The sequence below is a fragment of the Dyadobacter sp. HNCC25DJ187 genome (assembly GCF_056895255.1).
The window spans coordinates 1,576,023-1,599,984 of sequence record NZ_JBXHAT010000001.1 but is presented as its reverse complement, the minus strand read 5'-3'; the positions used below and the strand labels follow the sequence as shown (position 1 = coordinate 1,599,984).

17 protein-coding genes are annotated in these 23,962 nt (G+C 43.0%); 10 read left to right on the top strand and 7 right to left on the bottom strand.

Translation table 11 applies throughout. The features are described 5' to 3' along the window. Window positions 1–23: 23 nt before the first annotated feature. Window positions 24–1,310, top strand: coding sequence for a DUF6055 domain-containing protein (locus AC1XUE_RS06660; protein ID WP_483355157.1), 1,287 nt, complete (start codon window positions 24–26; stop codon window positions 1,308–1,310). Window positions 1,311–1,613: 303 nt separating this feature from the next. Here the strand turns inward: AC1XUE_RS06660 and AC1XUE_RS06655 are convergent, their stop codons facing one another. From AC1XUE_RS06655 to AC1XUE_RS06645, 3 genes are read right to left on the bottom strand one after another with little or no spacing between them, the layout of a single operon-like run. Beyond that, window positions 1,614–3,047 (bottom strand): TolC family protein, encoded by a 1,434-nt coding sequence (locus AC1XUE_RS06655; RefSeq protein ID WP_483355156.1) that lies wholly within the window; start codon window positions 3,045–3,047, stop codon window positions 1,614–1,616. After that, entirely contained in the window at window positions 3,047–4,381 is a 1,335-nt protein-coding gene (locus AC1XUE_RS06650; protein ID WP_483355155.1) for an HlyD family secretion protein, read from the bottom strand. Before AC1XUE_RS06650 ends, AC1XUE_RS06655 begins: the two co-directional genes overlap by 1 nt. 2 nt (window positions 4,382–4,383) lie before the next feature. Beyond that, window positions 4,384–6,048, bottom strand: a complete 1,665-nt coding sequence (locus tag AC1XUE_RS06645) for a peptidase domain-containing ABC transporter (RefSeq protein WP_483355154.1) — start codon at window positions 6,046–6,048, stop codon at window positions 4,384–4,386. A 146-nt stretch (window positions 6,049–6,194) separates the two neighbouring features. Between AC1XUE_RS06645 and AC1XUE_RS06640 the strand changes: the two genes are divergently transcribed. The 3 genes from AC1XUE_RS06640 to AC1XUE_RS06630 all read left to right on the top strand — a co-directional run bounded on the left by AC1XUE_RS06640 (window position 6,195) and on the right by AC1XUE_RS06630 (window position 9,476). Continuing rightward, entirely contained in the window at window positions 6,195–6,866 is a 672-nt protein-coding gene (locus tag AC1XUE_RS06640) for a TetR/AcrR family transcriptional regulator (RefSeq protein WP_483355153.1), read from the top strand. Window positions 6,867–7,139: 273 nt separating this feature from the next. Next, window positions 7,140–7,751, top strand: coding sequence for a gluconate 2-dehydrogenase subunit 3 family protein (locus AC1XUE_RS06635; RefSeq protein ID WP_483355152.1), 612 nt, complete (start codon window positions 7,140–7,142; stop codon window positions 7,749–7,751). A gap of 9 nt (window positions 7,752–7,760) precedes the next feature. Next, on the top strand, window positions 7,761–9,476 hold the full coding sequence (locus AC1XUE_RS06630) for a GMC oxidoreductase (RefSeq protein WP_483355151.1): 1,716 nt from the start codon (window positions 7,761–7,763) through the stop codon (window positions 9,474–9,476). A gap of 69 nt (window positions 9,477–9,545) precedes the next feature. On the opposite strand, the gene AC1XUE_RS06625 is transcribed toward AC1XUE_RS06630, so the two are convergent. Then, window positions 9,546–12,035 (bottom strand): glycoside hydrolase family 95 protein, encoded by a 2,490-nt coding sequence (locus tag AC1XUE_RS06625; protein ID WP_483355150.1) that lies wholly within the window; start codon window positions 12,033–12,035, stop codon window positions 9,546–9,548. Window positions 12,036–12,604: 569 nt separating this feature from the next. On the opposite strand from AC1XUE_RS06625, the gene AC1XUE_RS06620 reads away from it, so the two are divergent. The 6 genes from AC1XUE_RS06620 to AC1XUE_RS06595 all read left to right on the top strand — a co-directional run bounded on the left by AC1XUE_RS06620 (window position 12,605) and on the right by AC1XUE_RS06595 (window position 18,831). Continuing rightward, on the top strand, window positions 12,605–15,169 hold the full coding sequence (locus tag AC1XUE_RS06620) for a TonB-dependent receptor (RefSeq protein WP_483355149.1): 2,565 nt from the start codon (window positions 12,605–12,607) through the stop codon (window positions 15,167–15,169). 4 nt (window positions 15,170–15,173) lie between these two features. Continuing rightward, a complete protein-coding gene (locus tag AC1XUE_RS06615) occupies window positions 15,174–16,133 on the top strand; it encodes a DUF1684 domain-containing protein (RefSeq protein WP_483355148.1) in 960 nt (319 codons plus the stop codon). A 259-nt stretch (window positions 16,134–16,392) separates the two neighbouring features. Then, window positions 16,393–16,686: a type II toxin-antitoxin system HigB family toxin gene (locus AC1XUE_RS06610; protein ID WP_483355147.1), complete on the top strand. Its 294-nt coding sequence runs from the start codon at window positions 16,393–16,395 to the stop codon at window positions 16,684–16,686. Window positions 16,687–16,707: 21 nt separating this feature from the next. Beyond that, on the top strand, window positions 16,708–17,088 hold the full coding sequence (locus AC1XUE_RS06605) for a helix-turn-helix domain-containing protein (RefSeq protein ID WP_483355146.1): 381 nt from the start codon (window positions 16,708–16,710) through the stop codon (window positions 17,086–17,088). A gap of 49 nt (window positions 17,089–17,137) precedes the next feature. Further along, the gene (locus AC1XUE_RS06600) at window positions 17,138–17,485 is read left to right on the top strand and encodes a cysteine-rich CWC family protein (protein WP_483355145.1); all 348 of its coding nucleotides are present in this window, start codon (window positions 17,138–17,140) and stop codon (window positions 17,483–17,485) included. A 554-nt stretch (window positions 17,486–18,039) separates the two neighbouring features. Next, window positions 18,040–18,831, top strand: a complete 792-nt coding sequence (locus tag AC1XUE_RS06595) for an alpha/beta hydrolase (protein WP_483355144.1) — start codon at window positions 18,040–18,042, stop codon at window positions 18,829–18,831. Between the two features lie 58 nt (window positions 18,832–18,889). On the opposite strand, the gene AC1XUE_RS06590 is transcribed toward AC1XUE_RS06595, so the two are convergent. From AC1XUE_RS06590 to AC1XUE_RS06580, 3 genes are all read right to left on the bottom strand, one after another. Then, a complete protein-coding gene (locus AC1XUE_RS06590; RefSeq protein WP_483355143.1) occupies window positions 18,890–19,891 on the bottom strand; it encodes a WG repeat-containing protein in 1,002 nt (333 codons plus the stop codon). 114 nt (window positions 19,892–20,005) lie between these two features. After that, window positions 20,006–21,361, bottom strand: a complete 1,356-nt coding sequence (locus tag AC1XUE_RS06585; protein WP_483355998.1) for a M24 family metallopeptidase — start codon at window positions 21,359–21,361, stop codon at window positions 20,006–20,008. 93 nt (window positions 21,362–21,454) lie between these two features. Continuing rightward, window positions 21,455–23,956 (bottom strand): PIG-L family deacetylase, encoded by a 2,502-nt coding sequence (locus AC1XUE_RS06580; RefSeq protein WP_483355142.1) that lies wholly within the window; start codon window positions 23,954–23,956, stop codon window positions 21,455–21,457. Window positions 23,957–23,962: the final 6 nt, after the last annotated feature.

The window sequence follows — 23,962 nt, the reverse complement described above, 5'->3', positions numbered from 1 at the left end:
GCTCTCTGTTTGTATTGCCTGCAATGGCGTATGCCCCAGATACTCTCAAAAGTAGAGCAAAAGAAAAAGAACTGTATATTCCGGCTAAGGTCATGAAGGTTCCTGATGGTAACGACTATACCAGTGACAGTAGTGAATATAGCTTCAAGCGGATGGTTCAGTCGGACAATATTGCCATTTTTTGGAATAAGGAATTTGGAAACGATCCTGCAAATAATCCAAACGAAAAAGTGCGATTTGACCCCAGGGCCGCGCTGATAGAATGTGAAAGGTTTTATGACTATTATGTGAATGAGCTCAAAATTGTTCAGAAAGGCCATTCGTTGACAGATCAGTATAAAATGATCCTCTATGTATTCGGTGGAGAGGAGCAAACTGCATTTGGAGGTGGAGTTGAAAATAAGATCGGGATTTTGTGGACACCCGCTATACGGATGTCAAAAGCACCTTACGGAGCATTAGCGCACGAACTGGGACATGCGTTTCAATATATGGCAAGTTCCGATAACAAACGTGGTCCGCGCGGGCCTATCATGGAAATGTCTGCGCAATACATGCTTTGGCAGGTATATCCGGAATGGATGACATTCGAAAATTACCACCTGGTGAACTTCATGAAGAAAACACATTATGCTTTTCTTCATCCTACCAATATGTACCATTCCCCCTACGTATTGGAATACTGGTCGGAAAAGCATGGAAAGGAATTTTTTGGAAAACTTTGTCGGGAAACAATGGAAGGAGAGGATCCTGTGGCCACATACAAGCGGATTACAGATACGGATCAGGAAGAATTCAACGACGAAATTTTTGATGCATCCCGGAAGTTCATTACCTGGGATTTGAAAAGGGTAGAAAAGGTTGCTTCGAGGTACGCCAATCAACATACTACTAAATTAAACGAAGCAGGTGATGGCTGGTATAAAGTGGATTCAACTAACTGCCCTCAGAATTATGGTTATAATGGCATTCAATTACTCGTGCCTGATGCCGGTACAAAGCTAAATCTGAATTTTAAAGGAATAGCTGGTGCCAATGGTTATTCTAAAGTAAAGGCGGACAAGGCAGGATGGCGCTATGGTTTTTTGGCACAGAAGAAAAATGGGAATCGTGTGTATAGTGATGTGTTTAGAAATGCCGAGGGAGAAGCACATTTTACGGTACCCAAGGACACGGAACATCTTTGGTTAGTGGTGAGTGGCGCGCCTGCAGAACATTGGGCTATTCCTTTCGGCAGACAGAAATCTCCGGCTCCGGAAGAGCAATGGCCGTATCAGTTTAAATTGACGGGGACGGCGGTTGTGCGTTAATGGCGTTACAATTTGTTTTTCAACCCCTTTTGCGGGCGCGTTAATTTGATTGTTTTCCCATTCGGCCCCGGGTCGTTACCCGGGGTTATTCATATTCAATCCCTCCGGGATTCTGTGTTCTGTCACAGCCGGATTTATCAATTTCTCCTGGATTTTATATGATGGAAGGAAGTCCTGAGGACTTCAATACGAGTAGCTCGGGGTGCAGTCCGGATTCACTATATTCAATATCGCCACAGCAACCCTGTAAGGGTTGGATATTCACTTGCTCGCCTAACCCGGCTGTAAATCGGGCCGAGCGCGCTACAACGCCAGTAACCCTGCGCTCCATTGCAATGCGTAAATCGTTTTAAAATATTTTGTCCTTAATTCAAGCAATTTTTGCTGTGCTTCGAGTGCTTTGTTTTCCCTTGCATTGATCAGGAAAAGAGAACTTTCCCCACTTTCCAATTTGGCTTCTTCTGCCTGCACCAGGCGTTGATAGTTCAGATAATTATTGCTTTGCAAATTAATCTGGCTGCGAAGGTTGGTCAGTTCGTTGTAATAGCTTTTTACCTTGAGCTGAACATTAAGCCTTTTCTGGTCAAAATCCAGCCTGGTAGTTTCGATTTTAATCTTCGCTTTTCTGTATTCACCACGTCCTTCCGACAAACGAAGTGGAAGTGCAAATTTGAATCCATAGCGGTAATTATTGTCAAAAAAAGGCGTCAGGTATTCATTGTCGATTACTCCATAGCCTTTGCTGAGATGATTGTACGTAAAATCAGCTTTGGGTAGGAGCATCTGGAATTTTAGTTTCCTTTCAATATCAAGTGCATCAAGTTTAAAGTCATAAATCTGAAGCTCCGGATGACTTTTATTGGCTACAGTCAGTAGTTCATCCAGGCTTGTATTGAAGTTATTGACCGCATCTTCACTTTCCCAGCCATCCTGCGGAATAACTGCAACCGGAAGATCATAAGGTTCCGTATCTTTTGTCCATAAGTAAGCCGACAATTGTAGACCTGTATTTTGAAATTCCAGCCACCTTTCGTTTTGTTGATATTGAAAACTCTGTAGCTGAGTAAGTGCCTCCACCGTGTCAATTGCAGCAGTTTCACCATTCAGAAATGATTGACGTATCAGGTCGAGTCTTCGCTGGTTAATGATAACTGTATTTTCAATTACTTTATAGGTTTGATAGGAGCGAACCCATAGCCAATACGCATCCATAGCGTCCATCAGCAGGTCGTTCACTACGGCACGCTGTTCTGTCACAGCCATGGTACTGAAGATGCGCGCCTGTTTCAAAGCAGCTCTTCGCTTATCCATGAGCAGATCTCTGGCGAGAGGAACTGTTACGCCTATATAGCTGGATTTTCCGGCCGTCATCGTGGGGTCTAGCCTGCTTCCCCTCAGATTTTCAATTCCGCTTTGTATTTCAACACCAAACCAGGTAGGAATGGTGATTTGTGGAGAAGTTTGCTGGTAATAATCTGTTCCGGCAAATCTTTTTTTGGAAAGATAGGCACTGATCACCGGATCGAATGCTCCGCGAGCAACAAGCAAATCAGCCTGTGCATGGTCTATATGAAGGTCCGTCTGTCGGGAAACGGGGTGATACTTTCGTACTATTTCCAATACCTCTTCTGCATTGAGTTCAGGTATGGAATCGCGGGTCTGGCCTGCACTACGCGTGTATAGCATGCAGGCCAGCAGCAGCACGACCGTAAACACAATTTTATGAATATGTAGCATTACTTGATTTTCACTTTTTGGTTAGTCTTCTGCTCGTGAAGATTATAATAGTCTGGTGGGAAACCATTGATATTCCGCCATAATTCATACCAGACAGGAACATCTTTTAATAAGGCAATGCCTTGAGCACCAGTCCCCAGCTTGAGCTGAGACGGCCAGTCTTTGTCCGTATTGTCTTCCTCAACCAGTACCCGGAACATCCCGTTTGGACTAATGGTGTTTTCGTAAGCAACAATTTTACCACCGAAGGTACCATAGCTGTTGTTGGGCCATCCACTGAATACGATCGCCGGAAAACCGTCAAACATGAAGCGAACTTTCTGGCCCACACCCACCAGTGGCAAATCCACCGGTTCCACATACATTTCTACAGCATAATGCACCCGCGTAGGAACAATGACGGCAATACGTTCGCCATCTTTCAATATCTCTCCGATACCCGCTTTATTTGCCTGGACAACCTGCCCGTCCTGGGGTGCCAGAATTGTATACATGTCGTTGCGGATGATATAGTTGCTCACCTGATTTTCAAGCTTGGCAACCTCAGCTTCACCCGTCGCGACGTTACTCATACTTTGAAAGCGCTCTCCTTCTACCTTGCTGATTTTTTCGGCATATTCCTGTATTACACTGTTTTGTTCGATGCGGGTATTGATGACTTCCTGCTGGGTTTGAGCCAGCTTATTTTCAACCATTACACGCTTGGCCAAAGCATTTTGAAACGAAAGGTTACGCTGTTGCAACTGCGTTTGAGAAACAAGTCCGTCCTCATACATTTTCTGCTGACGCTCGTACTGATTTTTTGCTAATTCGAATTCATTGTTAACTGCTTCCAGTTCAGCTTTTTCAGCAGCCAGTTTATTATCAAGTTGTTTGAGTTTATTATCAAGCTGATCAATTTTTAGCTTTTGAGACGTCTTTAATGCCTCCATTTGAACAGATGCTGTTTCAGCCTTTCTTCCGTAATATTCAATAGTCCCCTTTTTAGCTTCCAATTGCTGGCGGGTACGGCCGATGAGGTTGGGATCGAGATAATCTTCCTTGATCTCGGAGATGTGCATGATGGTATCCCCCTTCTTCACAAATTCTCCTTCCCTCACAGCCCATTTTACGATTTTTCCAGGAATCGGAGAGTTGATATTCTGCGCTCTTTGTTCCTGATAAAGCGTTGTTATATTTCCCTTCGCCTTGATATTCTGAGTCCACGGCAAAAAGAGTATTGCCAGTAGAAACAACAGAAAAACAAAGGACCATCTCACCACCTTGCTATCTTCATTGATACGGTATATCTGATCGAAGGACCTCAAAGGAATCTGATATTTTGCCTGATCCATTCTTATTTATTTTTAGTAATGTTTACAAATCCGGACTGAAGTGAGAGGACGTAGTCACTTTCCTCTGCGAACTCCTTATCCTGTGTAGCAATGATTACGGTCACATGAGCCGGCCTGTTTTTAAGATACGCTATCAGTTGTTCGCGTGTGTCGCCATCCATATGATCCCAGGGTTCTTCCAGGATCAGTACTTCCGGCTCGGTAACAAATGCGCGAAGTAGCAGAATACTTCTCAGCGTACGGCCAACCAGTTTTTTCCCATTCGCATTTACCTGAGTGTCCAGCCCCTTAGGCAATTGCTTGATGTATTCTATCAGGCCGGTTTGCTGTGCAAGATCTATGATATGTTCCTGCGTCACAGCTTTATTGCCCATGCTGATATTGTCAAAAACACTGCCGCCAAAGATCTCTTTCTGGTTAAGGTATATTCCATAATGGCTGCGGAGCGACTTGGTTTCGTAGTTGATAAGCGGAATATCATTGATGTTGAACACGCCGTCGAAATTGCGGTATACGCCGGCCAGAAGTTTCAATAGGGTAGATTTTCCCGTTGACTCTCCCGTAACGATGGCTATTCTGCTTCCGGCAGGTATTTTCAGGCTCAGATTCTGAACAATTTTACGACTGTCGGGGAAGCCAAATGTGAGGTTACTGAGTTCAATATCAAGTCCGTTTTTAACTTGCGTAAGTTCAATACCGTTGTTGGTTTCAGTCAATCCTTCGGTAACGCTCGCAAGCTTTTCAAGCCCTGTAACCACATCATACACGCTTTCCAGGCTGACAATCAATTTCTCAACAGCAGCCAATACGGTAAGTACAACTATCTCAGCAGCAATAAATTCACCGATATTTAATTGTTGACTGAGCAAAAGATAAGTACCCACAGAGAGCATAGCCAACGTGATGGCAACCTTAAAAAAAACCAGTGTTTTATATTGGAATAGCAGTACTCTGAAGTGGTCCGTACGGGAGTTCAGATAGCTTGTTACGTAGTTGTCGGTTTTGGTAAGATTAAGATGTGAGTTGCGGTTAACTTTAAAGGGATTGATCACACGCGCCATTTCAGTTAGCCATTCCACTGTCTTGTATTTATACTTACTTTCTTCAAGACTCGAATCCAGACCATCGCGTCCTGTCCAATAAAAAATCAGCCAGAGGATCAGCAAGAGAACCAGACCAAAAATGATGAAGAAGGTGTGGTAAATTCCTAAAAGAAGTAAGCCGAAGACAATCTGAATACTGGCTACGGGAACGTCGAGCAGCAACTTTGAAAGTCCTTTCTGAACATTTAATGTGTCGAAAAACCTGTTTACTTTTTCCGGGAGATAAAGATCATCTGTTTTGACAAGATCGAAGCGGGGAATGATATCTGCGAATTGGAAAGCATTACGGGCAAAGATTTTCTGCTGTATTTTTTCGATAATTTTCATTTGATTGATCTGAAAAATACCTACTGCTGCGACACCTAATACTACGAGAAAAATCAACACATATATGGAAGTAACCATAGCTGCTCCCAGTACAAAACCAATAATTGCCTGTATTCCGACGGGCACACTCAGCTGTACCAGTCCACTCAACATCGCGTAAAAGTAAATAGATACGATCTCAGGTTTTTCCAGCTTAATGAGGCTCCAAAGCCTTTGTAAAGGAGTCATTTTTTTCATGAAGCGGTTTTTTTGCTACAAATATAACATTAGTAACGAAAAATAATAGTAATACTATTGCATAAAGTAGTTATAATATTTCTAATGATATTTTAACTTTTGTCCGTAGAAATTTTGCAACTTTGCAAAAACTTTATTTACGCGGCATGGAATTTCAACTTACTTTCCACCTGAATGAGAATATCTATCTTCGGGATCCTGAAAAGAGTGAGATAGGTAAACATATTGTAAAAAGTGCGATTGATCTGATTCAGGAGCTGGGCTTTGAACATTTTACTTTTAAGAAACTTGCGGTTGAGATTCATACTACAGAAGCAACCATTTACCGCTATTTTGAAAACAAGCACAGGTTGTTACTCTATATTCTGAACTGGTACTGGAGTTATATGGAGTTTCTGTTGGAATTCAAATTGCAGAATGTTGCCGATAGAAAAGTGAAACTAAAAACGATTGTAGAATTGCTCACACACGAGTTGCCTGAGAGTTCCGGACAATTGGATTATAATAAGAAGTATCTCAATCAGATCGTCATTGCTGAAAGTAGTAAGGTGTATCTGGTGAAGGAAGTAAGCGAATTCAACAAAAATGAAGTTTTCAAACCTTACAAAGACCTTTGTGCAAAGATCGCCGAAGCGATTACCGCCTACAATCCTGAATACGCATATCCATTATCACTGAGTAGCACGCTGATTGAAACGGCCCATCACCAACAGTTTTTTTGTGAATTTTTACCCAAACTTACTGATGTGAATCCACAGAATAAGAGTGAGTTTACATCCGAATTCTTGACCAATCTGCTTTTTAAAGTATTGCACTAAACCGTTTCATCGGATGCTTGTCAGTCCGATGTAAGCAGTTTACAATTCATTTAATGTGACAGAGGTGCTTCCGGCTATCCAAGTTTCCTTTCTTCTTTTTCTTAGGATTTCACAGCTATCTACGCTGAAGCCTTGCGGGTTAAGTGTATCCAATAATTAAATTCTTCAAACATATAACCGGTAGAATACGCAATACTTGTGTTTTATACAATTGTTAAAGCACAAAAATACTTTGCTATAATACTATTTAATCTCACCATTCAGCTGAGCAATATGATGAACAGACGGGAAGTACTCAAGAGCGTAGCCATTATGCTGGGCGGTGCTTTTTCAGCTCCGACGCTCCAGGCAATGGAGGCCTGGAAGGAGCGAGAGCAGAAAGATACAGGGATGTTCGGGTCGAATCTCTCAAAGTCTCAAGAGCAGATTGTTTCCGAAATAGCGGAAATGATTATTCCACGCACCGATACACCTGGGGCTATAGATGCCGGAGTACCTACATTTATAGTGATGATGATGAAGGACTGTTACCGAAAACCGGAACAGGAGAGTTTTGTGGAAGGGTTGCGCGAATTGGAACGGAACCGGTTCCTGTCACTTAACAAGAAGCAAAAAGAGGTGGCTATAGGTGATCTGGAATCCCAAACGGTGGAGTTGATGAAGGAATACCAGGTGCAACAAACCAAAATGGGCGATAATGATGATCGTGAACAGATGAAGGAGGTTGCAAAAGGTTTGCCGTTCTGGAGGCTTATGAAGGAGTTGACATTACTGGGGTATTTTACTTCGGAAGCGGGGATTAAAGGTTCGTTTGATTATGTGCCTATTCCCGGCCGGCTCGAGCTAGTCAAACTGAAACCAGGTCAAAAAGCTTACGCTTACTAAATCATCATCATGAATTTAAATTTACAAGTCAGTAAAACGCATACATTCGACGCTATTGTCGTGGGATCGGGTATGACGGGCGGGATGGCTGCCAAAGAACTTACCGAGAGAGGATTAAAAGTTTTGATGATAGAGCGTGGCAGAGAGATCAAACACGGTGAGGACTATGAAACAGCCATGAAGGCTCCCTGGGATTTTGAGCACAGAGGCAAGGTTTCTATTCATTCGGCTGAGGAATATTGGGCGAACAGCCGTTTTGGTACATTAGCGAACGAAGAAACAGCTCCATTCTTTACAGATGATAAGAAGAATCCTTATATAGAAAAACGTCCTTTTGACTGGATCAGGGCGTATCATACGGGTGGTAAATCGATGCATTGGGGACGACAGTCGTATAGGATGTGTAAGGAGGACTTTGAGGCCAATGCGAAGGAAGGAATTGCTGTTGACTGGCCGATTCGTTATGAGGATCTTGAACCTTGGTATACCCATGTTGAAAAGTTTGTCGGGATCAGCGGACAAAAGGAAGGCTTGGACATACTGCCCGATGGACATTTCCTCCCACCAATGCCGATGTATGCGCCGGAACGTCATTTCCGTGATCAGATGAAAAAGAATTTGAACCGTCCGGTTACGATTGGACGGATCGCGAACCTCACGCAACCGCAATCCTGGCATACGGCGCTGGGTCGTGCAGCTTGTCAATACAGAAGCAAATGTGCCCGTGGATGTCCTTATGGAGGTTATTACAGTTCCATCGCCGGTTCCATTCCGGCAGCACGAAAAACGGATCGGCTTACTCTACTGCACGATACGATTGCTACAGAGATCTTGTATGATGAAAAAACGCAGAAAGCAAAGGGTGTTCGTGTGATCAATCAGCATACGATGGCAGTAGAAGAGTTCTTTTCTAAAATCGTCTTTTTGAATGCAGGTTCCATGAATACAGCCGGACTGATGCTCAACTCAGTATCAGGACGCTTTCAGAACGGCTTTGGTAACGACAGCGACCAGGTGGGGCGCAATATTATGGATCATCATCTTGGAGCAGGGGCTAATGCTACCGTGGAAGGATTCAACGATGACTACGTATTCGGCCAACGGCCTACAGCTTTATATATTCCGCGTTTCCGAAACTGGAAAGGGGATAAGCAGGATTTTCTGCGCGGTTACGGCTATCAGGGAGGAGCTAGCCGTGCCGACTGGAAAAGAGGGATTGGCCAGAATGGTTTCGGTGCATCTTTTAAGGAAGATCTGACGCGTCCGGGAAGTTGGAATATCGGCTTCGGAGGTTTTGGTGAAGTATTGCCAAATCCGGATAACAGGATGTACCTCGACAAAGAGAAAAAAGATAAATGGGGTGTACCGATAATCGTGTTTGATGCGGCTTTTGGCGAAAATGAAATCGCTATGAGAAAGGATATGATGCGCTCTGCGATGGAGATGCTGGAAGCGGCAGGATTTAAAAACATCACGGGGAATAACAGACAGGATACGCACCTCGGACTGGGTATTCACGATATGGGCACTGCCCGTATGGGAAAAGATCCGAAAACATCTGTGCTCAATAAGTACAATCAGATACACGCAGCTAAAAATGTATTTGTCACGGATGGTGCTGCGATGGTTTCGTCAGGTTGTGTGAATCCCTCCATCACTTATATGGCCATGACGGCACGTGCGGCGGATCATGCAGTGAAGGAGTTGAATCGTAAGAATCTGTAGTTTAACAAAGCAAAAATCTCCGCCATCAGGATGTTCTGAATGGCGGAGATTTTTGCTTTTTATGTATTTTCAAAGTGCTGTAAGCTGATAGATTTTTCCTACCTGCGTTTTAAAGCTATACACGAATCCCGATTCCGTTTTTTCTTCCTTCGCTGTCGTTCCTGTGATTTTAACAGGTTGCAACGTTTTAATCACACAGTTCTCGCCAGTAAGCGATTTGATGGCAGAAGAAAGCAATTTGCCGTTCTTCCATTTTATATCTACTTCAAATCCACCGCGTGCTCTGAGTCCTTTTACAGAACCTTCTTTCCAGACGGATGGTAATGCAGGCAAAAGCTGTATTTCTTTCAAATGACTCTGAATCAGCATTTCCGACATGCCCGCAGTTCCGGCAAAGTTTCCGTCGATCTGGAACGGCGGGTGTGCATCAAAAAAGTTGGGATACGTTCCGCCGCCCTTTGAGCTGCCGTCAGCGTTCACATATTGCATCAATTGACGAATCAGTGTATAGGCGTGATCTCCATCCAGGAGTCTCGCCCAGAAGTTGATCTTCCAACCTTTACTCCATCCCGTTCCGGCATCACCCCTAATGGCAAGTGTACGTTTGGCTGCATTGAAGAATTCAGGTGTTGCGGGCGATATCTGGCGTCCGGGATGCAATCCGAACAGGTGTGATACGTGGCGATGCAGCGTATCTGTTTCAGGGAAATCCTTATACCATTCCAGTAACTGTCCTTTACTTCCAACCTTTAATGGATAAAGTTTTGAACGTTTTTCAATCAGTAATTTTCTAAACGAATCATCGTTGCCCAATACTTCTCCCGCATCGATCAGGTTAGAAAAAAGATCATAGATAATGGACATGTCCATGGTAGTTGCTACTGATACTGAAGCGGGTTTTCCATTTGCGTCGAGGAAAAGGTTTTCGGGAGAGGTGGAAGGAGCAGTGACGAGGTATCCGTCTTTATCTTCCACAAGCCAGTCGATGCTGAACAGTGCTGCTTCCTTCATCACCGGATATGCTTTTTCCAAAAGGAATTTCTTGTCACCGGTAAAGCGGTAATGTTCCCATAGATGCTGGCAAAGCCAGTTGCCGCCCATATACCAGTTGGCCCACACCGGATCACCTGCACCCACGTCACCTACGGGATTGGACAGACCCCAGATATCTGCATTGTGGTGGGCCACCCAGCCCTTCGCGCCATAAAATTCCTTCGCAGTCACTTTGCCGGTCTCAGAAAGGTCCTTAATCCAGCTCATAAGCGGCAGGTGCATTTCCGAGAGGTTGGTTACTTCTGCGGGCCAGTAATTCATTTGCGTATTGATATTGATCGTATAGTTGGAGCTCCATGGGGCACGAAGCTCCTTGTTCCATATGCCCTGTAAATTAGCAGGAGGCGTTGCCGGTAAGCCGTATTGTGCCGGACGTGACGACGAGATCAGCAGATAACGACCAAACTGGAAATACAACATCTCAATACCCGGATCGTAATCTCCTTTTGAATATTGCTGCAGACGGACATCAGAAGGAAGTTTGATGTTAGGGTTGCCAGTGGTAGTATCCCGGATGTCCAATACCATCCGGTTATAGTAAGTTTGATAGTCAGTCGTGTGAGCTTTGTATAGGGCAGGGTAGGCCTTTTTCAATGCTTTATCCAGAAAAGATTTGGCGAGCGCATTTTCATCTTTCCCATCTTTATCCGGACACTTATCAAAACCATTAAAGCTCGTTGCAGCTGAAACATACAGCAAAACTTCCGTGGCGCCACTTATTGTAATCCCGCTTGTATCTGTACTAATTTGTCCGTCTTTATTTACCGCTTTCATGCGAAACTGAAACCTTGGGCCATTGCAGCTTGACGGATCGTCATATACAATAGGTTGCTGATCCTTCGGGTTATAGTAGCTTGGGTTTACGTGTGCCGGAGCTTTCCCCTTCACAATTAATTCTTTTGATTTTGAATCTTCCAATGTATATTTCAGCTGGCTGCTTGCCGCAACTTTAAAATTCAATTGTCCGGGTTTGGAAGCCGTAAACCGAACCAGCATTACATTGTCAGGAGCGGAAGTAAGAATTTCTCTTTTGTATTCTGTTCCGTTTATTGTGAAACGGGTTGTTGCGGTAGCATTGGCAATATTCAGGTCACGGTAATAGGCAGTGGGCTTTGCACCTTTGAAATCCTGAAGTATCCTGATGTCGCCCATTGGCATGTAGGATTCGGTATACAGTCCCTGCATTTTTTTTGTAAGCTCATTGGCCTTCTGGTAGTCCTGTTCCTCCAGAAGAGCTTTACGTACTTGGGGCAGATAATCTACTGAAGCCGGATTTACTTTGGTTTTGACCGGTCCTCCAGACCATAATGTACTTTCGTTCAATTGAAGTAATTCGTTTTCAACCCCTCCGAAAACCATAGTACCTATACGTCCGTTTCCAACAGGAAGTGCCTCTACCCAATGCTTGGCGGGTTTATCATACCAAAGTTTTGTATTGTTGTTTTCTTGTGCAAAACCTGTCAGACAACTTAAAAATGTCGCGACAGACAGTAAAGTAAGTTTCATAAAATGTAAAGTGATGGTGCTGTCGCTATTGAAGCGAGTGGCCGATAGGATACTATTATTTGATGGCAAATTACTGTATTTCTGCGGACCTGTCTTAACCTGATCAGAAAGAAATTAAACGAGGCGCGTTGCGAGAATCTTTTTATTTCAGGTAAAAGATGTCTTTGTTTCAATGAGAAAGGAGTGGACCATTATAGGTTTTATGCTATCCGATTATCATTTATTTCTTAAGCCAAATTATAATTATGAGCTATTTTTTATCATTTTTTACGATTTTTTTTAAAATATTAATTCGCTTACATGATTGATATATAATGATTTGTGATTATTTATTTAGTAGTTCTATAAAATCTACCAATTTTATATAGTATATATCAAAACAGATTGTACATTTGCAGACGAATCAAGATAAATTAGCATTTATGAAAATACAGTTACTGCACTCCACTTCCTGTTGCTGTTGCTAGCACCACAATAAAAGAATTACGCTGAGGCGTGATGGTGCCGGCCGACATCAAAGTCTGTCAACACAAACAGAGAAGAAAAACACCACCAAAAACACCACCAAAATGAAACAAGTTCTTAAGTCAGCTTTCCTCCTGACGGCATTGATCTTTCCGCTGTTGCTATCAGCACAGGATAGAACTTTGATTAATGCTAATGTTACTGGTAAAGTATTGGATTCCAAGTCTAACGAACCGCTTATAGGAGCCACCATTACCATCAAAGGAACTACCAATGGCGATGTAACAGATGCCAATGGAGAGTTCGAACTCGTTACAGGACAAACACTTCCTTTCACCCTGATTGTGACTTATGTAGGTTATTTGAAGAAAGAAGTAGTGATCAATGACAAGAAAGTAGAGATTCTGCTTGACCCCAACAATACCCAGTTAGACGATGTAGTAATTTCTTCACGTCGTCGTCAGGAATCGGCTCAGGATGTACCCATTCCAATATCAGTGATTGGCGGAACGCGGGCAGAAGATGCAGGTGCATTCAACGTAAACCGTTTGAAAGAACTGGTACCCACCGTACAGCTGTATGCTTCCAACGCACGTAACACTACCTTGAACATTCGCGGTTTAGGATCGACTTACGGTCTTACGAATGATGGAATTGACCCGGGAGTTGGATTTTATGTAGACGGTGTATACTACGCTCGTCCGGCGGCGACGGCTTTGGATTTTATTGATATTGAGCGTGTTGAAGTACTTCGTGGACCACAGGGAACGCTTTTTGGTAAAAACACAACTGCGGGTGCTTTTAACATCACCACCCGTGGTGCTAGTTTTAATCCTGGCGCAAGCTTTGAATTGAGCTACGGAAATCTAGGTTTTATACAGGCAAAGGCTTCTCTGACAGGTCCTATTAGTAAGAAGCTAGCGGCGCGTGTTTCTTTCACAGGTACACAACGCAATGGTACTTTCTTTAATGAACATACACAACTACCGATCAACGATATTAACAACATTGGTGTAAGGGGACAATTGCTTTATAAGCCAAACGACAACATCAATATCACTGTAATTGGAGATATTTCTGATCAGAAGCCGACCGGTTACGGATGGCCTGTGGCAGGTGTTGTAACAACACAGAGAGCTACTTATCGTCAATTTAACAACATCATTGCTGACCTTGGCTATACGATTCCTTATAAAAGTGCATTTGAGCGTAAGTTAGATCTGGATACGCCTTCGAAAGCAGATAACCAGCTCGGCGGTGTCTCTGTGAATGCGGATATCAAAATAGGAAACGGTACGCTTACTTCTACCACAGCTTGGAGATATTGGAAATGGGTTCCTTTGAATGACCGTGATTATATTGGTCTGCCGGTATTTACAATTTCGTCAGGTAACTCCAAGCATGATCAATGGTCTCAGGAGATCCGTTATTCGGGGAAAATTTCATCGAAATTGAGTGGAGTTGTAGGCGTGTTTGGTTTGTGGCAGGATCTTACTTCTGATCCGGTACAGACTGAGGAAGCAGGTTCGGCACAATGGAGATTTGCTCAGAGTTCAACAAGTCCGTTGTGGGCAACTGCAGGTTTGTTTGACAACTTTGGTATTCGTACGACCAACCGCATCAAAAGTACCAGTGTGGCTGCTTTTGCACAAGCTGACTGGGTAATTACAGACAAACTTCACCTACTACCAGGTATTCGTTATAACTACGACAAAAAAGTGGTTGACTACAGCCGCGTAGCTTATGGCGGTTTGCAAACAACTGACCCTGCACTGTTGGCATTGAAAAACGGTGTTTATTCTAACCAGGCATTCAATACTGATTACGCAGAAGGAAATTTCTCAGGACAGGTTTCTGTTCAGTATAAAGCAACAAACAAGGTAAATGCTTATGCAACTTACTCGATTGGTTACAAGCCAATTGGTGTGAACGTGGGTGGATTGCCAAGTGCAAACGGACAGGTTTTGATTGATCTTGCAAGAGTGAAGCCTGAGTACGTAGCGCACAAAGAAATTGGTATCAAAACCAAACCATCTCCTAACTCGGTGTTGAACCTTACGTTCTACCGCTCTGACATCGACGATTTCCAGACGCAGGTACAAACTCCGGAGCCTGGTGTGAACCGTGGATACCTTGCTAATGCTGAGAAAGTACGTGTGCAAGGAGCTGAATTGGATGGAAATATCCGTTTTGGTGCTTTCACCTTCAATGCTGCTGTTGCTTATACTGATGGTAAGTATGTGAAATTCACAAACGCGCCGGTTCCTTTGGAAGAAGTAGGTGGTCCTGCGGCATTCAAAGACATTTCAGGTGGCCGTTTGCCAGGTATTTCTAAATGGTCAGGATCTGCGGGAGGTGAAGCAGTAGCCAAGGGAACCTTCCTTGGACTGAAAGGTAACTACTTCGTTGCGGCTGATGTATTCTACAGATCAGGATTCTCATCCAGCCCTTCACCGTCTCAGTATTTGAATATCGATGAATATTCGCTGACAAACGGGCGTGTTGGTTTCAGAGCATCGAACGGAGTTTCGTTCTTCCTTTGGGGTAGAAACCTTTTCAACAAAAATTATTACGAACAACTATTGGCTGCTCCCGGAAGTTACGGACAGTATGCGGGAATCGTGGGTGACCAACGTACTTACGGAGTAACCGTTAGATATACATTTTGATTGAATGAATGAAGAAGTAGCCGGGCCAGGAATGATGCATTTCCGGCCCGGCTATTTTCAAATTAACCAACAGACTTTTAATACGATGAAAAAATCAATCTTTTCCATTTCCTGTCTTTTGCTGGGTTTTGTGCTGCTAAGTTTTAGGGGAGATGCCACATATGAGACTCAGATTAAAGAGTGGCATAAAAAGCGGATTGAAGGGCTGAAAGCCGAAGAAGGCTGGCTTAATCTGGCTGGCCTGTTCTGGTTAGAAGAAGGTGTGAATACGTTCGGGGGAAGCTCAGAAAATGATATCATCTTTCCAAAAGAACATAGCCAACCGGCTTTGGGTAAAATTATCCTTCAAAAGGGAGAGGTAACCCTTGTAGCAAATAAGGGTGCCGATATTTTTAACGGTACAGAACCGGTTGATAAGATTTCATTATTCCCGTATGATAAACCGGTGGTGGTTAAACACCAGTCACTCAGATGGTTTATTATTAAAAGAGGTGATAAATATGCGATTCGTTTACGGGATCTGGAAAGCCAGACACTCAAAGATTTTAAAGGGATTCATACTTATCCCATTGATGAAAACTGGAGAGTGAAAGCGAAACTGGAAAAGACAGAAGGCAAAAAAGTAGCTATAACCGATATCACCGGACGACTTTCGGATGAAGATTCTCCGGGTACACTGGTTTTCAATATCAAAGGAAAAGAATACAGACTGGATGCAGTTGGAACGGAAAAGGACCTGTTTCTGATTTTCGGAGATGATACCAACAAGAAGGAAACTTACGGTGCAGGCCGTTTTTTGTATGCTTCTGAAAAAGCAGAAGATGGCTCTTATTGGCTGGATTTCAATAAAGCCACGAATCCTCCATGCGCATTCTCACCATATGCAACTTGTCCGTTACCGCCAAAGCAAAACAAACTTGCCGTGGCGATTACAGCAGGCGAAAAGCGGTTTGGCGATCATTGAGTTAATCATTATTAGAACATAGTATAGTAGGAAAGGGGGTAACGGCTGACGATCAGTGGTTATCCCTTTTCTGCTACATACCGTAATATTCAGAAGGTAAGATTTTGAATTGATAAATAAGAGAATTATTGAGTGTTGGTAGTATACCAACATTTACTATATTTGTATTATTACAACTGACCATAAATCAGACATTGTTTCTACTATTGGAATGTTATGATAAATCTTCAAATCCAGTTGAAACAAAATTATTTCAGGAATGATCATTGTTCAGACACGCAGGCTGGATCAGTTTGTGAGGAAGCATTCAGACTCTGGTAAAAGTTTACAGACTTGGAGAACTATTGTCAGAAAGGCGCACTGGAAGAAGTCAATTGATGTTTTGGAAGATTTTCCGAATGCTTCAATTATTCCCGGTAGTCGGGCAAGATTTAAAATAGTCGGAAATAAATATCGCCTGATTGTTGAAATAGATTACACAGATGGAATTGTTGAAGTCAGATTTATAGGCACACACAGTGAATACGACGCAATTGATGCTTTAACTGTATGATTATCTTTTGTTCCTTATTTTATGAAAAATACGAAAACCGACTGGTTTCTAATTAGCAATGAGCAGGAGTATGACAATGCACTTGCCCGGTTTCAGGAGATCAAAAGCGTTGTTCAAGGCTGCAAAGAGCATAAGGAGAAGCTATTGTTAGCTCATCTGATTGCTGATTATGAGGAGAAAACAAGTGAGCTGCCAGAAGTTGATCCGGTGGAGTTGATCAAAATCAGGATGGAAGATTTTGGTTATAAATCTGTTGACCTGGCGAAGGAGTATGGAGACAAAGGCACTGTTAGCAAAGTGTTAAACTACAAGCAGGCTCTGTCTCTTACTATGATCCGTAAGTTTAGTAAACTTTTGCATATCCCGGCAGATGCGTTAATAGCTGAATATGCTTTGAAATAGGTTTGCAGGCTAAAATATTTATCTATAATAAATGATCATTATCTGATCTGTGAATACTCTTTGTCCCCGCTGCCAGCAACCCATTCAATGCCTCGCCTCCGACATCGCTCAATGCGAATGCTCCAAAATTCGTCTGCAACCGGAGACTATCCGTTTTTTGGAAAAGACAAATTATGGTTGCTTATGTAATACTTGTTTGTATGATGTGAACCAGCTGGTTGCTGCTTCGAAAGATATTGCTTTTTCCAAAAGTGGATCTGAATTGATTAAAGGTGTCCATTACTACATGGAAGGACCTTATCTTGTATTTACCGAACTGTATCATATTCAAAAAGGCTATTGCTGTCGTAACGGTTGCCGGCATTGTGCTTACGGATTTACTCAGGATAGACTATAAGTGGAAAGAAAGAAGTGCCATTTCACGGGACGTTAACTTTCCGGTAAGATACAGGTAATACAATATGCCGATCTTTACACCCAGGCATTGGAAATAATAGTAAGGCTTCTAGTGGATATTGAAGTTACAAAGGGAGAGCAATTTTTGCCCTCCTTTTGTTTTTATGCGGCTACTAAATAATCTAAGGCTTAGTTTAGCTCAGATGATCCACTTAAGCTCTGTCATAAAGTAGATCGTTAACCACATCGGAAAAACTTCTTTTGATCTGATCATAGAGTTTTTGCCTGAGTAAATCAAGTTCAGCTACCTGCATATTTTTGAATTGAGAACGTAAGTTCATCTATTATTTCATTCAGGTTGCTTTAGGGATCGGGATCGGTATTTCAACAGCGATTTATCTGGTGAATTGGCTTATATCGGGAGGTTTGAAACTGTGATGTTGATGGTATGGAAGTAAACTACAACCTTAAGCTATAGCATGAAAAATTGGCTTAGTTTTTATACACTCGACTCAAATTTGTCAGTTCTCAATCACAAAACTAAAGACCAATATTATGAAAAAGACCATTGTTTTTATTCACGGAATGTTTCAGAATTCCCGCAGCTGGGATAAATGGGTAGCTTATTTTAATGAAAGAGGATACCACTGTGTAGCGCCGTCATGGCCTGACCACGAAGGAGATCCTTCCACCTTAAGGGCAAATCCTCCGGCATCTTTGGGTGACCTGATGCTGGAAGATGTGATCACTGCTATGGAGCAGGCAGTAGTCGCAGCCGGTGGTGGTGAGGTGGAAGTAAAAGATAAACCAATTGTAATCGGGCACTCGGTAGGTGGGCTTCTTACTCAGATTTTTGTCAATAGAAATCTTGCAAGTGTAGGTGTACCTATTTGCTCGGTGGCTCCTAATATGATGATGACGCTCGACTGGCCGTTTTTTAAAAATGTAGCTGCCATTACCAATCCTTTCAAAGGCGACGAACCTTTTAAGCAAACACCTGAAAGTTTCCACGAAGGGTTCTGCAATACATTAGATGAAGCGGCAGCACGACGCGCTTATGATGAAACCGCAACGCACGACAGTCGGAATGTATTACGTGGATGCCTGGGATCTGCGGGACAGGTAGATCTGGATGTTCCACATTCACCACTGTTATTTATCGGTGCCGAAGAGGATTTAATTGTGCCCACAGAGCTCGTAGAAAAAAATAGCAAGGCTTATACAGATGACGTCAGTGGCGGCTCATTCTTCCGTGAATTTGAAAACCGATCACATTATATATGTGGCGAACCAGGCTGGGAAGAGGTAGCTGCTTACATACACAACTGGCTGGAATCACAGCAGTAACCTACAAATCATAGTTATAAAAAACAGGGATAGCCCACGGTTGGATTGTTCCTGTTTTTTATTTGAGCTGTGCCGTGCTGAGAGATACACTTATCAATTTATAACCTGTATCGGTACGTAGGAATGCAAAATGATCCTGCTTCAGATGGATTCCTTTGCCATGGCTGATGACGATATTTTGGACAGGATAACGATTTTTCAGAGGCTCGTTACAATTATTGAAGTAAGGTGAAAATATTTCAGATTCAAATACAAACGGATTCAGGCTTTCATTGAATACATCATATTTACAATCCGCGCTATTCAATTGATCCAGCAATTTTTTCAGTATAGCAAAATTCTGTTTTATAAAAATTTCGCCGTTTTCGGATATCCAACCGGATTGATCGCTCCAGTATTTTACTTCGTTGAAAGTCGCATTGTTTAAGGAAGACTCACTGAAATCAGTTAGCAGAGCGGTTTTGAGCCATAGGCGGAACTCGGCATCAGTATCAATAAATCCATAATATTGACCATTCATTCCCTTATAGTATTTTCTTGTATCCTCAGTTCCGGGTTTGTCCGACAGTTGTAAGGTATGCAGGCTGATAGAATGTTCTACATCAAAGTTTTCAATCAATATCTGATTTGTTGTGTCAATTAATACAGACTCGCCACCTTCCCATATTGTATGCTCGTCATGATGGGTTGCTTGCTTATTTGCGCCTGAAAGTGCGACAATCAATCCGTTCTCGACTTTGGACAAATCATTATACATGGCAGGAATGACAATGTTTCCTTTTTTGTTTAAAAGACCGGCTTTGTCGGTTTTCGGGTCACGGAATCGTATAAATCCTTCGCTTTCACAATCAAGGGTGTTGTCAAAAACGTACATACTATCCCGACCAGTAACTCTGCCGGATTTGGTCAGATAATAGCTGGCCATTTTTCCTGACACTCGCTCATAAACAGCAATAATATCGTCAAACTTTTGAGCAGGAGAATAGGTCTCAAACCTGGGCGGAATGCGAATTTGGCTATCCTGGTTTTTATATCCTACCAAAGAACTATCTGCATTCATAAAAGCAATCCAGTGATTTTGACCCTGAGCTGATACGATAAAAAGCGTTAAAAGGAACGTATATATGAAATACCGCAAATTCATAACAGACAAAACACAGTTTCTTTTCCAACGCTATTCAACACCATGAAGTTGTCGTGGAATAGAGAAAATCTCTTTTTGCCTGCCATCGATATATCGGAATCCATTTTGATCGTAGTAGCCGTCTTCTTCCAGCATGATGCGTATGGTCTTGTTCCATTCTTTAATTTGAACGGCGACATTCAGTTCGATTGAATAGGCTGTGTTTTCATGTAGCGGATAGTCACCTGTGCCTTTTACTGTTTTCTGGTTATCCCACATGCCTATAGCAGGACCTGCCGCATGTCCGTGTGAGCCAATCGGGTGAGAGTAAATCGAACCAGTAATGCCTTCACTTTCGGCTTGCTGCAGTGCTTCTGTCAACATTTCATTGCCGGTTTTACCTGCTTTAAAACAGTCTGTAAGAATATCCTGCAGTCGGTTTCCTTGTGCAAATGCTTTTTTAAGATAATCAGGTATGTCCTTTTCGCCAGGTTTTAAAATGTAGGCATGTTGTTGCTGATCCGTGTTAAGTCTGAGATAAGTAATACCAAAATCGACATGAATGAGGTCACCAGGCATAATAGGCTGGGAGCCGGGGCGCTTGGCAAATGTTCTCAGATGATCAAAATTCTGATCATCTGCTCGCTGAATATCTACTGTAGGATGAAACCACGTACCCAATCCCAGATCTGTAACACGCTGGCGCAGATACCATACTACGTCATCCGTAGTGGTGACACCGGGCTGAATTACTTTTTCGGAAAATGCCTCATTGATGATTTCATGCGAAATCCGGCAGATCATTGGGTAAATAGCCATTTCCTTTGCCGTGCGGGTTTCAAGCCAGCCGATAGCTAATTTCTCAGCCGATACAATCTTCGGCTGATATGTTTCTGGTAGCTTCTGCATAAACTCTTCATGTTCCGTGAACGTAAGTCCATCGGCATGAGCATATGTGGGAGAATAATTTAATCCGATTTTTTTCGGATTCTTGGCTTTAATTACTTTTATCAAAGCATCCCATTGATCCGGGTTAGAGCTGATGTCCCACTCTCCGGTCAACAATGTGCCGACATCATATCGTGCAATAGCCAGTTTATCCAGCGGTTTTCCGTTTCCAGGGTCGTAAAAAACCATGATTGTTCGTCGACGGGCCGACAGCCATACACTTGGCAACATGGTTTTCATCACCGGATCTTCATTATACTCTCTGGAAATGACGATCCACATGTCGATTCCTTCCCTTTTCATCAGTGTAGGCAAGAGGTTTTCAAAGCGGTCTTCCAGAATGTGATCTACCACCGCAGTGCGTTCCCGCTCCGGGAGGATAATTGGAATCTTCTGTGCAATGGAATGGTAAAAAGGCAGGAAAGCAAGAAAAAGTGAAACAGGTAATACTTTCTTCATCATAGGAGTTTGTACATTGAGTATTTCAATAGAAGGAAAAATGGGTTGAAAGCATTCCAAGTCATGCGAACCTGCATGACTTGGAATATTCTACTATTGCTTCCCGACCGATATCATATTGGCAAACAATCGGTAAGCGCCAGTAACACCCGCAGGCAACTCCCGGAAAAAAGAAAGCCCTGTGTAGATATAGTGTCCTATTCCATATTGCGCATACAGCAGACTTCCTTCCTTGCTGGTTTCATCAGTATCGTTGCCAGCCAGTAAAGCCTGGTAGTTTTTCTTATCCCAGTCAATACCAAAATACAAGCCTCTTTCCTGAATCCAGCCGTCAAAATCCTTTTGTGTGATTTTATTAGGGTGGTTAAGCAGTGTATGGTTGGGAATGAGGAACTTCATATTAGCGTCCTCCTCAGTAATCCGGTCTCTACCAGTAGTTAGTGGATAAGGACCAATAGTAGGAACTGTCAAATTACCCGGAATGGTATATTGGACAATCATCGTTCCTCCATTTTTGACATATTCCATCAATTTCGATTGGTAATGTGCAAGCATCCCAACGGTATTATAGGCACGTACACCTACTACAATTGCTTCATAACCAGAGAGATCTTTAGCGAGTTCGGCACCGTCGAGCATGGTTACCTGGCAGCCCATCTGTCTGAGAGCGGTAGGCACGTCATCACCAGCTCCCGGAATGTAACCGATGTTTTTAACTGTAGTCCGCACGTCAATCTTAGCCAGCTTTGCTTCGGCGTCCGGGAAAATTGTCTGACTCGGAATGTGATGGTAAGCAATGGTCCTGATCGATTTGGTATAAGTCTGACCATCCGCGACGACGGATGCCGTCATCCGCACCTCCTGATCTTTGGCAGGTGGGGTAACTTTGAAAATGAAGTTTTGGGACTGGTTCTTTCCGGCTATGATAAAATCTGATGAAACAGGCTCTGTTTTCCATCCTGCGGGAAGGTTCAGCTTTACTTTTCCGGTTACTTTCTCCTTCTGAGCCTCCACCGTAACCGTCACATTTTTTGCTTCCGCAGAGGCGAAAATGTATACAGGTTCACTAATATTAATGGTTACGGTTGGGCGTATTTCAAATGGGCGATATATTTCTCCTTCTGCAGGATCCGTAAATTTGTATAGCCACGGACGCGTTACCGTAAATGTTTGCCCGCCAATATCAAATACGAAAGTAGTTACCGTTTCCGGACGGTTTTCAGGGTATCCTACATCCCGTTGATCGTCAATTTGAAACATACCTTTTACAATCGGTTTTTCCAGCCAATAGGGCTGGCTAATCTTCAGATCTTTGGGAAGCAGAGGATTTACACTAAATCTGTTTTCATCACCTTCTTTTAGGGTTAAATTAACTGTACTGTCTTTGCTACTACCGGTCCAGCGTAGAGAAATCAATTTTGCAGGATATCCGCTTCTGTTTACAATACCAATATTTACTTTTTCAAAATCACCCGGCGTCGCCGAAGAACTCACAGGATTACTTTCAAACCAAAGACCTGCACACTGGATGATCAGGTCTTTTACCTCCTGTATCTTTGATTTTACATTGATGTCAGAGCTGTCGAGTTTGGACAGTTGCTGATTCAGTTGCAGCAAACCAGACAATGATGCAGCAGGATCATTCAGACTGTAATTTTTGATCAAGGCTGATACCGTTTCCTGAACTTGCTGACTGCCTGGAATTCGTTTCCATGTCAGATCTACGCCATCGAATATATTTTTAGATGCCGGTTCGCCTGCTTTATGTAAGAAGTAATCAATTCTTTCTCCACGTGCAGGTGCGCTTCCGAATCCCTGGCTTTTATGCTGACTTCGGCTCAGTGCTGAAATTTCAGAATATGAGGTTCCAAGCAAGGGATTGTATCCATTGATCGGTATAGATATATAAGTACTTTTCTCATCAGCAGGAGCCTTATTAGTGAATCCCGGTGAAAATGTGTTCCAAACCAGTCTTTTTGCCTGCCATGGTTTTACGTACTTCAGCTGGTCTGAAAATGCTTTTTTATCAGCTGCCATATCAAATGCCTTTTCTCCCAGGTAAGCGGATGTTTGGTGATGACCATGGCCCGCCCGTGGATCCGGCGGGAAACGCGTGATAATTACATCCGGTTGAAACTTGCGGATCAGCCACACTATATCTCCCAGAACTTTGTTTTCATCCCAGAAATTGAGCGTCTCTTCTCTTGTTTTTGAAAACCCAAAATCATAAGCGCGGGAGAAATACTGTTGTGCCCCGTCAATCTTGCGGGCACCCAATAATTCCTGCGTTCTGATTACACCAATGTTATAACCCTGCTCAGCACCGATCAGGTTTTGTCCGCCATCACCACGCGTAAGTGCCAGATACCCAGTGCGAACCATTTGGTCTTTTGACATATAGGTAAGCAGCAATGTATTTTCGTCGTCGGGGTGAGCAGCTATATGCAGCACCGAACCTACAACATTTAACTTTTTGATATTCTGATAGATCTCCGCTGACGAAAGGGTAGGGACCTGTGCCAGAGAAGGCAACGCGAAAAGCAGACTTAGAAAACGGAGGAAGGATTTTGTCAGGGTTACAGAAATTCGTTTCATAGGTAT

Excerpts from the sequence above, each read along its gene's own strand:
- AC1XUE_RS06660 (WP_483355157.1), top strand. The coding sequence starts at position 24 with ATGGCGTATGCCCCAGATACTCTCAAAAGTAGAGCAAAAGAAAAAGAA.
- AC1XUE_RS06605 (WP_483355146.1), top strand. The coding sequence starts at position 16,708 with ATGAAAAATACGAAAACCGACTGGTTTCTAATTAGCAATGAGCAGGAG.
- AC1XUE_RS06625 (WP_483355150.1), bottom strand. The coding sequence starts at position 12,035 with ATGAAACTTACTTTACTGTCTGTCGCGACATTTTTAAGTTGTCTGACA.
- AC1XUE_RS06590 (WP_483355143.1), bottom strand. The coding sequence starts at position 19,891 with ATGAATGCAGATAGTTCTTTGGTAGGATATAAAAACCAGGATAGCCAA.
- AC1XUE_RS06580 (WP_483355142.1), bottom strand. The coding sequence starts at position 23,956 with ATGAAACGAATTTCTGTAACCCTGACAAAATCCTTCCTCCGTTTTCTA.
- AC1XUE_RS06655 (WP_483355156.1), bottom strand. The coding sequence starts at position 3,047 with ATGCTACATATTCATAAAATTGTGTTTACGGTCGTGCTGCTGCTGGCC.
- AC1XUE_RS06635 (WP_483355152.1), top strand. The coding sequence starts at position 7,140 with ATGATGAACAGACGGGAAGTACTCAAGAGCGTAGCCATTATGCTGGGC.
- AC1XUE_RS06645 (WP_483355154.1), bottom strand. The coding sequence starts at position 6,048 with ATGAAAAAAATGACTCCTTTACAAAGGCTTTGGAGCCTCATTAAGCTG.
- AC1XUE_RS06585 (WP_483355998.1), bottom strand. The coding sequence starts at position 21,361 with ATGAAGAAAGTATTACCTGTTTCACTTTTTCTTGCTTTCCTGCCTTTT.
- AC1XUE_RS06640 (WP_483355153.1), top strand. The coding sequence starts at position 6,195 with ATGGAATTTCAACTTACTTTCCACCTGAATGAGAATATCTATCTTCGG.
- AC1XUE_RS06610 (WP_483355147.1), top strand. The coding sequence starts at position 16,393 with ATGATCATTGTTCAGACACGCAGGCTGGATCAGTTTGTGAGGAAGCAT.
- AC1XUE_RS06620 (WP_483355149.1), top strand. The coding sequence starts at position 12,605 with ATGAAACAAGTTCTTAAGTCAGCTTTCCTCCTGACGGCATTGATCTTT.
- AC1XUE_RS06615 (WP_483355148.1), top strand. The coding sequence starts at position 15,174 with ATGAATGAAGAAGTAGCCGGGCCAGGAATGATGCATTTCCGGCCCGGC.
- AC1XUE_RS06630 (WP_483355151.1), top strand. The coding sequence starts at position 7,761 with ATGAATTTAAATTTACAAGTCAGTAAAACGCATACATTCGACGCTATT.
- AC1XUE_RS06650 (WP_483355155.1), bottom strand. The coding sequence starts at position 4,381 with ATGGATCAGGCAAAATATCAGATTCCTTTGAGGTCCTTCGATCAGATA.
- AC1XUE_RS06595 (WP_483355144.1), top strand. The coding sequence starts at position 18,040 with ATGAAAAAGACCATTGTTTTTATTCACGGAATGTTTCAGAATTCCCGC.